We start from the raw sequence: 14,659 nt of genomic DNA on the forward strand, positions 1-14,659 counted from the left end.
CATAGTGTTTAAAGGAGAGCCCGCACGCGGGCGGAGAACCGATGCTTTATCGCCGTTTTGAACAATTGATTGACGTGTTCCGTGACGCCCCGACGGCGGCTCCGCCCGACCGTGTTTTCCCCTTCTATACCTATTACCTGAAGCAGGTCTGGCCGAGTTTCGCCGCCCTGCTGACCGTCGGCCTGTTCGGTGCATTGATCGAAGTGGCGCTGTTCAGCTACTTGAGCCGCATCATCGACCTGGCCCAAGGCACGCCGAACGTCAATTTCTTCAAGGAACACGGCATCGAACTGGCCTGGATGGCCGTCGTGGCGCTGATCCTGCGCCCGGTGTTCGTGGGGCTGCATGACTTGCTGGTGCACCAGACTCTGAGCCCGAGCATGACCAGCATGATCCGCTGGCAAAACCACAGTTACGTGCTCAAACAGAGCCTGAACTTCTTCCAGAACGACTTCGCCGGGCGCATCGCCCAACGCATCATGCAGACCGGCAACTCGCTGCGCGATTCCGCCGTGCAAGCGGTGGACGCGCTGTGGCATGTGCTGATCTACGCGATCAGTTCGCTGGTGCTGTTCGCCGAGGCCGACTGGCGCCTGATGATCCCGTTGTTGACCTGGATCGCTGCCTACATCGGCGCCCTCTACTACTTCGTGCCACGGGTGAAAGAGCGCTCCGTGGTGTCTTCGGATGCGCGTTCCAAGCTCATGGGCCGGATCGTCGACGGCTACACCAACATCACCACGCTGAAGCTGTTCGCCCACACTAACTTCGAGCAGCAATACGCCAAGGAAGCCATCGAAGAACAGACGGTCAAAGCCCAACTGGCTGGCCGCGTGGTCACCAGCATGGACGTGGTCATCACCAGCATGAACGGCTTGCTGATCGTCACCACCACCGGTCTGGCGTTGTGGCTGTGGACGCAGTCGCTGATCACGGTGGGCGCCATTGCGCTGGCCACCGGCCTGGTGATCCGGATCGTCAACATGTCCGGCTGGATCATGTGGGTGGTCACCGGCATTTTCGAAAACATCGGCATGGTTCAGGACGGTTTGCAGACCATTTCGCAACCAGTCAGCGTCACTGATCACGCAGAGGCCAAACCGCTGACCGTCGCCCGGGGCGAAGTGCGTTTCGAGCACGTGGACTTTCACTATGGCAAGAAGAGCGGGATCATTGGCGACCTCAACCTGACGATCAAACCCGGTGAAAAAATCGGCTTGATCGGCCCCTCCGGCGCTGGCAAATCGACCCTGGTCAACCTGCTGCTGCGCCTCTATGACGTGCAGGGCGGGCGGATCCTGATCGACGGCCAGAACATCGCCGAAGTCGGCCAGGAAAGCCTGCGCGAGCGCATCGGCATGATCACCCAGGACACATCGCTGCTGCACCGTTCGATCCGCGACAATTTGCTCTATGGCAAACCGGACGCCACCGATGCCGAACTCTGGGAAGCGGTGCACAAGGCCCGGGCCGACGAGTTTATCCCGTTGCTCTCGGACGCCGAGGGGCGCAACGGTTTCGATGCGCATGTCGGTGAGCGTGGGGTGAAACTCTCCGGTGGTCAGCGTCAGCGGATCGCCATCGCTCGCGTGCTGCTCAAGGACGCGCCGATTCTGATCATGGACGAAGCGACTTCGGCGCTGGATTCGGAAGTCGAAGCGGCGATTCAGGAAAGTCTGGAAACCCTGATGCAGGGTAAAACCGTGATTGCCATTGCTCACCGGCTTTCGACCATCGCCCGGATGGACCGGCTGGTGGTGCTTGAGAAAGGCAAGATTGCCGAGACGGGGACCCATGCTGAGCTGCTGGCGCATGGCGGGTTGTATGCGCGGTTGTGGCAGCATCAGACTGGGGGGTTTGTTGGCATCGATTGATTGGGGGCATATCCGTTGCAGCGGTAACGGCTGCTATTGGTTTCGCCCTTACGGCGAGTCACTTGGAAAAGCCCCAAGTAACCAAGGGCTCTTGCCCCTTTCGTTCGGTGGCTCGCTAAGGCTCGCCATGCCCTCGCTCCGGTCCTGCTCCGTGGGCCCGCCGCCATCGGCCATCCATGGCCGGGGGCGGCTAACCCGGCATCCTTGCCGGGTTGCCCACTGCGCAGAACCTCCACTCGGCCTCTCGAGGGGGCGTATACCTCAAAAGCCAGATCAAAAGCGGAAGGCGAGCTAACGCTCGGCCTGATGAGTGGTGAGAAGCGAAAGCAAACGCGATTCCCTGTAGGAGCCGGCTTGCTGGCGATAGCGGTGGGTCAGTCGACGCATTTATCGCCTGAAAGGACGCCATCGCCAGCAAGCCGGCTCCTACGGGGTAATGCGTATGTGTTCGGAATGTACACGATCAACTGTAGGAGCCGGCTTGCCGGCGATGGCGGTGGGTCAGTCGACGCATTTATCGCCTGAAAGGACGCCATCGCCAGCAAGCTGGCTCCTACAAGGGAAATGCAGATGTGTCTGGATAAATACGATCAACTGTAGGAGCCGGCTTGCTGGCGATAGCGGTGGGTCAGCGACACATATATCGCCTGAAAGGACGCCATCGCCAGCAAGCTGGCTCCTACGGGGTAATGCGTATGTGTTCGGAATGTACACGATCAACTGTAGGAGCCGGCTTGCCGGCGATGGCGGTGGGTCAGTCGACGCATTTATCGCCTGAAAGGACGCCATCGCCAGCAAGCTGGCTCCTACGGGGTAATGCGTATGTGTTCGGAATGTACACGATCAACTGTAGGAGCCGGCTTGCCGGCGATGGCGGTGGGTCAGTCGACGCATTTATCGCCTGAAAGGACGCCATCGCCAGCAAGCTGGCTCCTACAGGGGAAATGCAGATGTGTCTGGATAAATACGATCAACTGTAGGAGCCGGCTTGCCGGCGATGGCGGTGGGTCAGTCGACGCATATATCGCCTGAACGGACGCCATCGTCGGAACGCCGCCCGCAGCAAGCCGGCTCCTACAAGGGATCGGCGTGCGCTTTTGATTTTCACCACTCATCAGGCCGAGCGTTAGCTCGCCTTCAGCTTTTGATCTGAGCGCCCCCTCGAGAGGCCGAGCGCAGGTTCTGCGCAGTGGGCAACCCGGCATGGATGCCGGGTTAGCCGCGCACGGCCATGGATGGCCGATCGCGGCGGGCCCACGGAGCAGGACCGGAGCGAGGGCATGCCGAGCCACAGCGAGGCACCGAACGACAGGGGCAAGAGCCCTTGGTTACTTGGGGCTCTTCCAAGTGACTCGCTGTAAAAGCGAAACCATAAGTGGCCGTTACCGCAGAAACGGATATGCCCCCAACCCCACCCCCAACCCACAAAACCCCATCAACCCCAGCCCCCAACAGCTCCAAGCCAACTGGAATTCCAGAAAAACCCTGCTGTACTCAGCCAAGGTTCTGGAGATGAGCCTGTCGTAAATCTGCAGGATGCATAACTCGATACAGTCTCGATAGGAAACCTATCAAGGACGCTCTCATGTCTCTGTTCAAACGTTCAGTCACTGAGTTGTTAGGTACGTTCTGGCTGGTGTTGGGGGGTTGCGGCAGTGCGGTTCTGGCCGCGTCTTCTCCGCTTGGGATCGGAGTACTCGGTGTGGCCATCGCGTTTGGTCTCACCGTACTGACCATGGCTTTCGCCATCGGCCATATCTCCGGTTGCCATCTCAACCCCGCCGTATCGGTCGGTTTGTTCGTGGGGGGCCGATTCCCGGCCAAGGAACTGCCCGCCTACATCATCGCCCAGGTCATCGGCGGGATCATTGCCGCCGCGTTGATCTACTACATCGCCAGCGGCAAGGAAGGCTTCGACCTCTCCGCCGGCCTGGCCTCCAACGGCTACGGTGAACACTCCCCCGGCAAATACTCGATGGCCGCAGGCTTTGTCTGTGAGCTGGTGATGACGGCGATGTTTGTGCTGATCATCCTCGGCGCCACCGACAAACGTGCGCCGGCCGGGCTGGCACCGATCGCCATCGGCCTGGCCCTGACACTGATCCACCTGATCTCGATTCCCATCACCAACACCTCGGTCAACCCGGCCCGCAGTACCGGCCCGGCCCTGATTGTCGGCGGCTGGGCGATCGCGCAACTGTGGATGTTCTGGGTCGCGCCGTTGCTGGGTGCGGTGGTCGGTGGTGTGACCTATCGGTGGCTGGGCAAGGAAGGCACTTGACCCCATGGAAGAGGATCAGTCTTGTCGGTAAGGCAAGGCGGTCCTCGCTTCCTCGGCATAGGCCAGGACGCCGAGACGCTCCTGATGAAGGAAGTCTTTGACGGCGGCTTTCAAGCCGGGATGGCGCAAGTAGTGCCAGGAATGGGTGATCACCGGTTCAAACCCGCGAATCAGTTTGTGCTCACCCTGAGCACCGGCATCGAAACGCTGAAAGCCGTTGGCAATTGCGTAGTCCATCCCTTGATAGAAACACGTCTCGAAATGCAGACGATCGAACTCCGCCAGACAGCCCCAGTAACGCCCATAAAAACTGTCGCCACCCACCAGGCTGAAGGCCATGGCCACCGGCCGTGAGCCCTGTTTGGCCAGGACCACGCGAATCGATTCCGGCATGCGCTCGGCCAACAGACTGAAAAATTCCCGCGTCAGATAGGGCCGTTGCCGGCGCACCGCGTAGGTGTTGGCGTAACAGGCGTAAACGAAATCCCACTGCGCCTGATCCAGTTGCTTGCCTTCCAGCCACTCGAAATCAAACCCCTGCCCCGCCACTTGCTCGCGCTCTTTGCGCATCTGCTTGCGCTTGCGCGAACTGAGGACGTCAAGGAAGTCCTGAAAATCCCGATAACCGCGATTTTGCCAGTGGTACTGACAGCCGATGCGCTGCAACCAGCCGGGTTGTTCAGCCAGCGCCGCGTCGGTGAACGGATCGGTGAAATTGATGTGCGCACTGGAGAGTTCTTCGATCTCGAGGTAGCCCGGCAAACTCTTCAGCAGTTCGAAACCGTCCTCGACCGAGGCCGCCAGCAAGCGCGGTCCGCTGACCGGGCTGAACGGCACGGCGGTCAACAGTTTGGGGTAATAGTCGATGCCTGCACGCTCGCAGGCATCGGCCCAGGCATGATCGAACACGTACTCGCCATAGGAATGCCATTTGCGGTAACTGGGCAGCGCGGCGATCAACCGGTCCCCATCCATGTGCAACAAATGCTCGGGCTGCCAACCGGAATGCGCGCCGACGCTGCCGCTGTCTTCCAGTGCACTGAGAAAGGCGTGGCGCAGAAACGGCTGGGTTTGCGGCACCAGGGCATCCCAGGTGTGCGGGGCTATTTCGGACAGACGTTCCAGGCGTTGCAGCGGCATCACTTCCCTCTCCACTTCTTGGCGTAAAAGCCTCGCGAGTATCGCCTATCGAGGCGCAATCCACACTCGTGATCCGCCGACAGGGCCCGGAATAGAAAGTTCCTTCGCACTTTGTATCGTCATCGAGCCGCCATCACTTTGCCACTGCTTTGTCATAAACGATCGCGATACTGGCGCCAGTTTTTAGAGCGTCGGGTTCTAGCCCGATCACTTTTTCCGTCCGACATCGGTCGGTTGTGCCCTGGATGGCTAAGTCATCCCCTCTCATCTTCGGAGATTGATATGCGTCTTGCTTCCACGAAAACTGCGGCGGCCCTGTGTGGCGGTCTGCTGCTGGCCATGAGTGTTCCGGCCAGCGCCGCAGTCGACGCCAAACTGCTCGACATGCTGAAGGCTAACGGTTCGATTACCAACGCGCAGTACAGCGAGTTGCAAGCCGAACTGGCCAGGGATCAGAAGGATCAGCAAATCGCCCGTCAGGCTCAGCAAGAGACTAACGAGCAGATCGCGGCCACCGCGAAGAAAACCGAAGCACTGAGCACCTTCGACCAGAAACTGGCGTGGGCTGCCAAGACCCAGTTCAAGGGTGACGTGCGTTTCCGTCAGGAAAATATCCACAACGACAGCGTATCCAACACCGGCGACCAGAGTCGCCAGCGCGTTCGTGCCCGCCTGGGTGCCTACACAGAAATCAACCCACAAGTTGACACCGGTATCCGTATCGCCACTGGCAGCAACGACGACGCTCGCTCCACCAACCAGGACCTGAACAACTACTTCGACAAGAAGTCGATCTGGTTGGACCAAGGCTACGTCGACTACCACCCTGACGCCATCAAGAACCTGCACATCGTTGGCGGCAAGATGCCACAACAATGGGTAAGCATGGGCGACATCATCTGGGATAGCGACATCAGCCCGGAAGGTCTGGCAGTTGCCTACAAATACCCGCTGGGCGGCAGCACCGAACTGTTCGGTAGCGCCGGCCACTACACCCTCAAGGACAACGTTGACGGTGAGGGCGTGCAGTTCAAACACGACCTGCGTCTGTACGCTGGCCAGTTGGGCGCACGCTTCGCGATCACTGACAATCTGAAAATGACCCTGGGCGGCAGCGTTTACGCCTACGACAACGACGAAGACAGCCCGAAACTCGCGCCACCATCGACAGCCACCAACCCAAGCCAACTGGCCACCAACGGCAACACCTTGGGTGAAGAGTTCAAATTGTACGAAGGTTTTGGTCAGCTCGACATCGGTGGCCTTCCAATGCCGCTGTCGCTGTACGGCCAAGTCGTCAACAACGACAGCGCCAGCAACGATCAAGACATGGGCTGGTTGGCCGGTGTCAAGACCAAGGTTTTCGGCTTTGGCCTGGACTACAACTACCGCGACGTACAGCGTAACGCTGTGGTCGGTGCCTTCACCGACTCTGACTTCGCCAACGGTTTCACCGGTTCGCGTGGCAGCAAGCTGAAAGTGAGTTACGAGCTCGACAAGAACTTCACCCTGGGTGCGACTTACTTCCTGGCGAAGACCGACTACTTCAGCAACACCGCCAGCGTCAATCGCAAAGACACCAACATCAACACCCTGCAACTGGATGCCGAAGCCAAGTTCTGATTTTCACGCTATACGACTCGGGCAAGGAAGCCTGAGTTGATTTTACAAACTCGCGTTGCCGTATCGGTCCCCATCATCCGTCCGATACTGCAGCGCGAGTTTTTTTATGCAAAAAAAAGATCGCAGCCTTCGCAGGCTGCGATCTTTTCATTTACCGCGACAACTCAACGCTTGCGCAGAATCACACTACCAATCGAATAACCGGCGCCGAACGAGCTGAGCACCGCCAGCGAACCCGCAGCCAGATCATCCTGGTTCTTGTGAAACGCAATCACCGAGCCCGCAGAGCTGGTGTTGGCGTAGGTGTCGAGAATCACCGGGGCTTCTGCTTCGGTGGCTTCGCGGCCCAGCAGTTTCCTCACGATCAAGTGGTTCATGCTGAGGTTGGCCTGGTGCAGCCAGAAGCGCTTCACGTCACCGACGTTGAGCTGGTTCTCTTCCAGGTGCGCACCGATCAGCTCGGCCACCATCGGGCAGACTTCCTTGAACACCTTGCGGCCTTCCTGCACGAACAGTTTGTCCTTGGCACCGATGCCCTCTTCCGCTGCGCGGTTGAGGAAGCCGAAGTTGTTGCGGATGTTGTTGGAGAACTTGGTCAGCAGCTTGGTGCTGACCACGTCGAATTGGTACTGGGACGTTGCCAGGTCCGCTCGCTCGATGATCACCGCAGTGGCCGCGTCGCCGAAGATGAAGTGGCTGTCGCGGTCACGGAAGTTCAGGTGACCGGTGCAGACTTCCGGGTTGACCATCAGCACTGCCCGGGCCTGACCCAGTTGCACGCTGTTGGCCGCCGCTTGAATGCCGAAGGTCGCCGAAGAGCAGGCCACGTTCATGTCGAAACCAAAACCCTGGATGCCCAGCGCTTCCTGGACTTCGATGGCGATGGCCGGGTAGGCGCGTTGCAGGTTGGAGCAAGCGACGATCACGCCGTCGATGTCCGCCGCGGTTTTGCCGGCACGCTGCAAGGCTTGTTCGGCCGCGCCGATAGCCATCTGGCAAAGCACCGACCACTCGTCGTTCGAGCGCTCCGGCAGGCGTGGCGCCATGCGTTGCGGGTCGAGAATGCCGTCCTTGTCCATGACGAAGCGGCTCTTGATACCGGAGGCTTTTTCGATAAACGCGGCGCTGGATTCGGTCAATGCCTCGACTTCGCCACGGGCGATGGCGTCGGCGTTGTCGGCGTTGAACTGCGCGACGTAAGCGTTGAAAGACTGCACCAGCTCTTCGTTGGAAATGCTGTTGGCCGGGGTGTACAGGCCGGTGCCGCTGATGACGACGTTATGCATGGTCGTTTCTCTAATCTGTTCAGGCAGAAAGCATTGGCACCGACGTACCAATACATAAAGGGTCTGCTCCCGTCACGGAAAGCACACCTGGCATCGCTTTATTCCGAACCGCCCGAACCTGTGGAGGCTCAAAACCGTGGGGCCGGCGTTTATAGGCGCGAAGTTTGCCATAAACGTTGGGGTTTGGCGCCTTTTGCGAGATGAGACGGCATCACGATGCGCGCAATCGGAACGCCGTTTAACGAACCTGTAGGAGCCGGCTTGCCGGCGATGGCGATTTCAATGACGCCATCGCCAGCAAGCTGGCTCCTACAGGTTTACGGTTCGACCTGGGTCCATTGCTTGTTCAGGCGTTTGTCGGAGATCGGCACCTTCGTCCCCAATTGCTGGGCGAACAGCGAAACCCGGTATTCCTCCAGCCACCAGCGATAGAGCTCAAGCTGCGGATCGCGTTTGCCTTCCTGGGCGTGTTTATTGGCGCGGGTCTGGTATTGAGTCCAGAGGCCGGACAATTCACCGCTCCAGACCCGATCCTTCTGCACCTGCGCAGCCAGTTTCTCGAAGCGCTGCTCGATGGCTTTCAGGTAACGCGGCAGTTCCTTGAGCCACTGCATCGGCGTTTCGCGAACGAAACCCGGATACACCAGATGACTGAGCTGCTGCTTGATGTCATTCAACGCCACGGCCTGCGCCAGATCGATCTTGCCCTTGAAGCGTTTTTGCAGGCCGTGCCAGAGCTTGAGAATTTCCAGGGTCAGCTTCGCCAGACGCTCGGCATGCTCGGTCCAGCCGCCGCGTTTGCGTTCGGCCAGCGCCGCCAATCCGGCGCCATCACGCGGCAACGGGTCTTCGCCGTCGAGGATGCAGCTATCGAGACTGGCCAGCAGAATGTCTTCCACCAGACTGTCGACGCGGCCCATGTCGCGGTACATCAGGCCCAGCTCAGTCAGGCCCGGCAACTTGCCGCGCAGGAACTTCGCCGGTTCCGCCAGTTGTTGCATCAGCAAGCGCTGCAACGCGCGGCGATGCTGAAACTCGGCTTCGGCCGGTGTCGAGAAACGCCCTTCCTTGACCGTGCCGGCCTCTTCGACCAGCGCCGGATACACCGTCATCGACAACCCGGCGATCTTCTGTTGGGTCTTTTCCGCCACGGCGGCGAAGACTTTCGCCTCCACCGGCTGCTGACTTTTTGCCGTTTGCGGGACGGCCAGTGCCGCCTGGCTGGCTTCAGCGAATCGCGCGGTGAGCTCCGCCAGATCTCGTCCTTCGCCGAGGAACTTGCCCTGGCCATCGACGATTTCCAGGTTCATCCGCAGGTGATTTTCGACCTGCTGCGCCGCTTCGGCCCACGCTTCATCTCTGACCCGCGCACCGGTCATGCGCAGCAACTCGCGACCCAATGCCTGAGGCAACGAACCCTCGGCAAAGGTCATGCGCTGCAACGCGGCTTTGACGAAGTCCGGCACCGGCACGAAATTCTTGCGCAACGCCTTGGGCAGGTTGCGCACCAAGGCAATGCACTTGGCCTCGATCACGCCGGGCACCAGCCACTCCAGACGTTCCGGCGGCAGCATCGGCAACAGCGGCGCGGGCACGCGCAGGGTCACGCCGTCACGCGGGTGGTTCGGTTCGAAGTGGTAACTCAATGACAGTTCCAGGTCGCCGATGTGCAAGGTGTCCGGGTAATGCAGCGCGGTGACTTCACTGGCCTCGCGGGCCAACACGTCTTCTTCGCGCATGATCAGCAGTTGCGGGTCTTTCTGGCTGTTGACCCGATACCAGCTGTCGAAGGTCGCGGTCTGATGGATCTCCGCCGGCAGGCGCGCATCGTAGAAGGCGAACAGGGTTTCTTCATCGGCCAGAATGTCGCGACGGCGGGCCTTGGCTTCCAGCTCGTCGAGCTGTTCCAGCAGTTGCTGGTTGGCCGTCAGGCACTTGGCTTTGGATTGAATCTCGCCGCGCACCAGGCCTTCGCGAATGAAAAACTCACGGGACACCACCGGATCGATCGGCCCGTAATGCACCGGCCGGCGACCGACCACGATCAGCCCGAACAAGGTGATCTGCTCAAACGCCACGACCTGCCCGCGCTTCTTCTCCCAATGGGGTTCGAAGTGGTTTTTCTTGATCAGGTGCCCGGCGAGCGGCTCGATCCAGTCGGCGTCGATCTTCGCGACCATGCGCGCGTAGAGCTTGGTGGTTTCCACCAGTTCGGCGGTCATCAGCCATTGCGGGCGCTTTTTACCAAGGCCCGATGACGGGTGAATCCAGAACCGCCGCTGGCGGGCGCCGAGGTAATCGCCTTCATCGGTTTTCTGCCCGATCTGGCTGAGCAGGCCCGAGAGCACGGCTTTGTGCAGCTTCGGATAATCCGCCGGCTCTTTGTTCAGGCTCAGCTGCATGTCGCGGCAGATCAGGCTCAACTGACGGTGCGAGTCGCGCCACTCGCGCAACCGCAGGTAGTTGAGGAAATTCTTGCGGCACCAGTTACGCAACGGACTGGCCGTCAGCGCCTGGCGTTGCTCTTCAAAACCACGCCACAGATTGACCAGCCCGGCGAAGTCCGAATCCACGTCTTTCCATTGCGCATGCGCCTGATCCGCCGCTTGCTGACGTTCCGGCGGACGCTCGCGCGGGTCTTGAATCGACATGGCGCTGGCGACGATCAGCACTTCCTGCAAGCTGCCGAGTTTCGCCGCTTCCAGCAGCATGCGGCCCATGCGCGGGTCCACCGGCAGGCGCGCCAATTGGCGACCCAGCGGGGTCAGCTGGCTGTTGCGGTCCACCGCCGACAGCTCTTGCAGCAGGTTGAAACCGTCGCTGATTGCCTTGCCATCGGGTGGCTCGATAAACGGGAAATCGGTGATCTCGCCGAGGCGCAGATGCAGCATCTGCAAAATCACCGCCGCGAGGTTGGTCCGCAGAATTTCCGGGTCGGTAAATTCCGGGCGGCCGATGAAGTCTTCTTCGCTGAACAGCCGTACGCAAATGCCTGGCTCAACCCGACCGCATCGACCTTTACGCTGGTTGGCGCTGGCCTGGGAAATTGCTTCGATGGGCAGGCGCTGGACCTTGGCGCGGTAGCTGTAACGGCTGATGCGCGCGGTGCCGCTGTCGATCACGTAACGAATGCCCGGCACGGTCAGCGACGTTTCGGCGACGTTGGTCGCCAGCACCACGCGACGCCCCGGGTGCGACTGAAAAATACGCTGCTGTTCGGCCGGCGACAAGCGTGCGTACAACGGCAGGATTTCGGTGTGTTTGAGTTGCGCCTTGCGCAGCATGTCGGCGGCGTCGCGAATCTCGCGCTCACCGGGCAGGAACACCAGCACGTCGCCGGGGCTCTTGCGCTCGCTGCGTTCGAACGCGGCGATTTCGTCGAGGGTGGCGAGGATCGCCTGATCCACGGTCAGGTCATCCTCGACGCGGTTACCCTCTTCATCCTGTTCCAGGGTCAGCGGGCGATACCAGGTTTCCACCGGGAAGGTACGGCCGGAGACCTCAACGATGGGCGCATCGTCGAAGTGCTTGGAGAAACGCTCCAGGTCGATGGTCGCCGAGGTGATGATGACTTTCAGGTCCGGACGACGGGGCAGCAGGGTTTTCAGGTAACCGAGCAGGAAGTCGATGTTGAGGCTGCGTTCGTGGGCTTCGTCGACGATGATGGTGTCGTAGCGTTCGAGGTAGCGGTCGTTCTGGGTTTCCGCCAGCAGGATACCGTCGGTCATCAGTTTGATCAGCGTATTGGAATCGCTCTGATCCTCGAACCGCACCTGATAGCCGACCAGCGCGCCCAACGGCGTAGCCAATTCTTCGGCAACCCGGCTCGCCACGCTGCGCGCCGCAATTCGACGCGGCTGGGTGTGGCCGATCAGACCGTGCTGGCCGCGACCGATTTCCAGGCAGATCTTCGGCAGCTGGGTGGTTTTACCCGAGCCGGTTTCGCCGGCGATGATCAGCACCTGATGTTTGAGCAGCGCTTCCTTGATTTCATCGCGCTTGGCGGCGATGGGCAGGCTGTCGTCGTAACGAATCACTGGCAGGCTGGCACGTCGCGCCAACACCTGATCACAGGACGCCTGCATGCGCGCCACCCACTGGGCCAGCTTGGCTTCGTCGGGTTTCTTGCGCAGCTCAAGCAACTGCCGACGCAGCCGGTGGCGGTCGGCGAGCATGGCGTGATCGAGGTTTTTCAGCAGTTTGTCGAGTGAAGGCGATTCGTCAGTCATCAGGTACGCAATAAGTCGTCTAGTGGCGCAGGGGGCGGATTGTCGCAGATTTAAGGGGCGAACGAGATCCCTTGTAGGAGCCGGCTTGCCGGCGATGGCGTCAGTGAGTCCGCTATCGCCGGCAAGCCAGCTCCTACAGGTCGGTGGTCACCTGCACGATGTCATTCGGTATCCATGCCCTTGCGCCGATACGGGAACACGTCGATCACCTTGCCGGCACGAATCGCCTCTTGCAGGCTTTTCCAGTAATCGGCGTTGTACAACTCGCCGTGCAACTGATCGAACAAGCGCCGCTGCGCGGAATCGGCAAACAGAAACGGCGGGAATTCCTCGGGGAACACATCCAGCGGCCCGATCGAATACCAAGGCTCGGACGCCATCTCGTCTTCCGGCGTGCGTGGTTGCGGGATGTGGCGGAAGTTGGCTTCGGTCAGGAAGCAGATCTCGTCGTAGTCATAAAACACCACGCGACCGTGACGGGTGACGCCGAAGTTTTTCAGCAGCATGTCGCCGGGAAAGATATTCGCCGCCGCCAGTTGCTTGATCGCCAGGCCGTAATCTTCCAGCGCGTCGTGCACCTGCGCCTCGTTGGCGTTTTCCAGGTACAGGTTCAACGGGGTCATCCGCCGCTCGGTCCAGCAGTGGCGGATCAATACGGTGTCGCCTTCCACCGACACGGTAGACGCCGCCACGTCCAGCAACTCTTCCAGACACGCAGGCTCGAACTTGCTCAACGGAAAACGGAAATCGGCGAACTCCTGGGTATCGGCCATGCGCCCGACGCGGTCGACGCTTTTCACCAGCCGGTACTTCTCGATCACCGTGGCGCGGTCGACGTTTTTCGACGGCGAGAAACGGTCCTTGATGATTTTGAACACGGTGTTGAAACCCGGCAGCGTGAACACGCTCATCACCATGCCGCGCACGCCGGGGGCCATGATGAACTGGTCGTCGGTGCTGGCCAGGTGGTTGATCAGCGCCCGGTAGAACTCCGACTTGCCGTGCTTGTAGAAACCGATCGAGGTGTACAGCTCGGCGATGTGCTTGCCCGGCAAGATCCGCCGCAGGAAACCGATGAACTCCGCCGGCACCGGCACATCGACCATGAAGTAGGAACGGGTGAACGAGAAGATGATCGACACATCGGCTTCGTCGGTGATCAACGCATCGATCTGGATGCCACGGCCCTCAAGGTGCAGCAGCGGAATCGCCAGCGGCCATTGCTCATCGGTGGTGTAGATGCGCCCGACCAGGTAGGCGCCCTTGTTGCGGTACAACACCGAGGAAAACAGCTCGACGCTCAGCTCGGGATCCTTGCACACCCAGTCCGGCAGGTTCTCGCGCAGCTGTGCTTCGAGGCGACGCAGATCACCCGCGAGGTCGGCGTAATCCTCGCTGAAACGGTAGTCGGCAAAAATGCTCGCCAACATGCCCGACAACTGGCCTTGAGGTTTGTAGGTGCGGGTTTGCGCGGCGCGCGCCCGGCGCAGGCTTGGCCGGGTGGTGTGGATGAACATGCAGCCGTCGCTGATCAGGTCGTGGCTGAACAGCCCGCAGAAGATCGAGTTGTACCAGGTCTCGGACAGCTCATCGTCGAAGCGCAGGTCGATCAGGCTGATGTAGGCGCTTTTGACCAGTGGCCAGCAGCTGACATCCAGCGTATCGGCGTCGAACGCGATGCGCAGCCGGTCCACCGTTTCGCTGACTTTATCTTCGTAGAGGTTGATCCGCGCCGCCGAGGCGATTTGCGTTTCCTGCCATTGGGCTTGCTCGAAACGCGCCCGGGCGCCGTCGGTGATCTGCCGGAAATGCTCGCGGTAATCGTCAAAGCCATCGAGGATCATTCGGGCGATGTCGGCGGCTGGCCATTGCTGCGGCATGGTGAGACCTCTACGGGAATTCGGAAGGCCTGAGCTTAGCCAGTGAACCGGGTGCAGGAGAAGCCCAATTTCGGTCCGAAAACGAATGAATCACTCATGGGCGCAGTTTTTTCAGACTTTTTTTAATCGACCGTTCGGTCAGTAAACGACCTCACTAGCCCCCTTCATTCCACTTAATCGATTCATCTACAGCCCTCTGATTATCAGGCGTTCGGATCCAATCCACGCTGAGGCAAACGTCAGCCTTTAGATTTTCTGCTTTTCCCGGAATGCCAGCCGGCCTGAAAAGCGCTCTCGGATTGGTCTTACCAAGATGATGGCTCTTTGATATACACCCCACGTTCAC

Annotated in this window: 7 protein-coding genes; 3 read left to right on the forward strand and 4 right to left on the reverse strand. The window is 60.1% G+C overall.

Annotation, left to right across the window (positions count from 1 at the left end; genetic code table 11):
- The first annotated feature begins 41 nt into the window (after window positions 1-41).
- Both ACYZUC_RS12770 and aqpZ read left to right on the forward strand, forming a co-directional pair.
- A complete protein-coding gene (locus ACYZUC_RS12770) occupies window positions 42-1,874 on the forward strand; it encodes an ABC transporter ATP-binding protein (protein WP_461996082.1) in 1,833 nt (610 codons plus the stop codon).
- 1,585 nt (window positions 1,875-3,459) lie between these two features.
- On the forward strand, window positions 3,460-4,155 hold the full coding sequence (gene aqpZ / locus ACYZUC_RS12775) for an aquaporin Z (RefSeq protein ID WP_461996084.1): 696 nt from the start codon (window positions 3,460-3,462) through the stop codon (window positions 4,153-4,155).
- A gap of 15 nt (window positions 4,156-4,170) precedes the next feature.
- Here aqpZ and ACYZUC_RS12780 read toward each other — a convergent pair whose 3' ends face one another.
- Window positions 4,171-5,295 (reverse strand): GNAT family N-acetyltransferase, encoded by a 1,125-nt coding sequence (locus tag ACYZUC_RS12780; RefSeq protein ID WP_192225936.1) that lies wholly within the window; start codon window positions 5,293-5,295, stop codon window positions 4,171-4,173.
- Between the two features lie 282 nt (window positions 5,296-5,577).
- Here ACYZUC_RS12780 and ACYZUC_RS12785 point away from each other — a divergent pair, with 282 nt between their 5' ends.
- Window positions 5,578-6,918: a putative porin gene (locus ACYZUC_RS12785; protein WP_461996085.1), complete on the forward strand. Its 1,341-nt coding sequence runs from the start codon at window positions 5,578-5,580 to the stop codon at window positions 6,916-6,918.
- 164 nt (window positions 6,919-7,082) lie between these two features.
- Here the strand turns inward: ACYZUC_RS12785 and ACYZUC_RS12790 are convergent, their stop codons facing one another.
- The 3 genes from ACYZUC_RS12790 to aceK form a co-directional block, all read right to left on the reverse strand.
- Window positions 7,083-8,204 carry a beta-ketoacyl-ACP synthase III gene (locus ACYZUC_RS12790; protein ID WP_461996086.1) on the reverse strand — a complete coding sequence of 374 codons (1,122 nt, stop codon included), beginning with the start codon at window positions 8,202-8,204 and terminating at the stop codon, window positions 7,083-7,085.
- Window positions 8,205-8,521: 317 nt separating this feature from the next.
- Window positions 8,522-12,433, reverse strand: coding sequence for an ATP-dependent RNA helicase HrpA (gene hrpA / locus ACYZUC_RS12795; RefSeq protein ID WP_461996088.1), 3,912 nt, complete (start codon window positions 12,431-12,433; stop codon window positions 8,522-8,524).
- A gap of 161 nt (window positions 12,434-12,594) precedes the next feature.
- Window positions 12,595-14,313 carry a bifunctional isocitrate dehydrogenase kinase/phosphatase gene (gene aceK / locus ACYZUC_RS12800; RefSeq protein ID WP_008029042.1) on the reverse strand — a complete coding sequence of 573 codons (1,719 nt, stop codon included), beginning with the start codon at window positions 14,311-14,313 and terminating at the stop codon, window positions 12,595-12,597.
- Window positions 14,314-14,659 lie beyond the last annotated feature (346 nt).

The sequence above is a fragment of the Pseudomonas sp. GT1P32 genome (assembly GCF_054897805.1).

Bases quoted from the DNA above. Each gene is read 5' to 3' on its own strand.
- ACYZUC_RS12770 (WP_461996082.1), top strand. From the start codon at position 42: ATGCTTTATCGCCGTTTTGAACAATTGATTGACGTGTTCCGTGACGCC.
- aqpZ (WP_461996084.1), top strand. From the start codon at position 3,460: ATGTCTCTGTTCAAACGTTCAGTCACTGAGTTGTTAGGTACGTTCTGG.
- ACYZUC_RS12780 (WP_192225936.1), bottom strand. From the start codon at position 5,295: ATGCCGCTGCAACGCCTGGAACGTCTGTCCGAAATAGCCCCGCACACC.
- ACYZUC_RS12785 (WP_461996085.1), top strand. From the start codon at position 5,578: ATGCGTCTTGCTTCCACGAAAACTGCGGCGGCCCTGTGTGGCGGTCTG.
- ACYZUC_RS12790 (WP_461996086.1), bottom strand. From the start codon at position 8,204: ATGCATAACGTCGTCATCAGCGGCACCGGCCTGTACACCCCGGCCAAC.
- hrpA (WP_461996088.1), bottom strand. From the start codon at position 12,433: ATGACTGACGAATCGCCTTCACTCGACAAACTGCTGAAAAACCTCGAT.
- aceK (WP_008029042.1), bottom strand. From the start codon at position 14,313: ATGCCGCAGCAATGGCCAGCCGCCGACATCGCCCGAATGATCCTCGAT.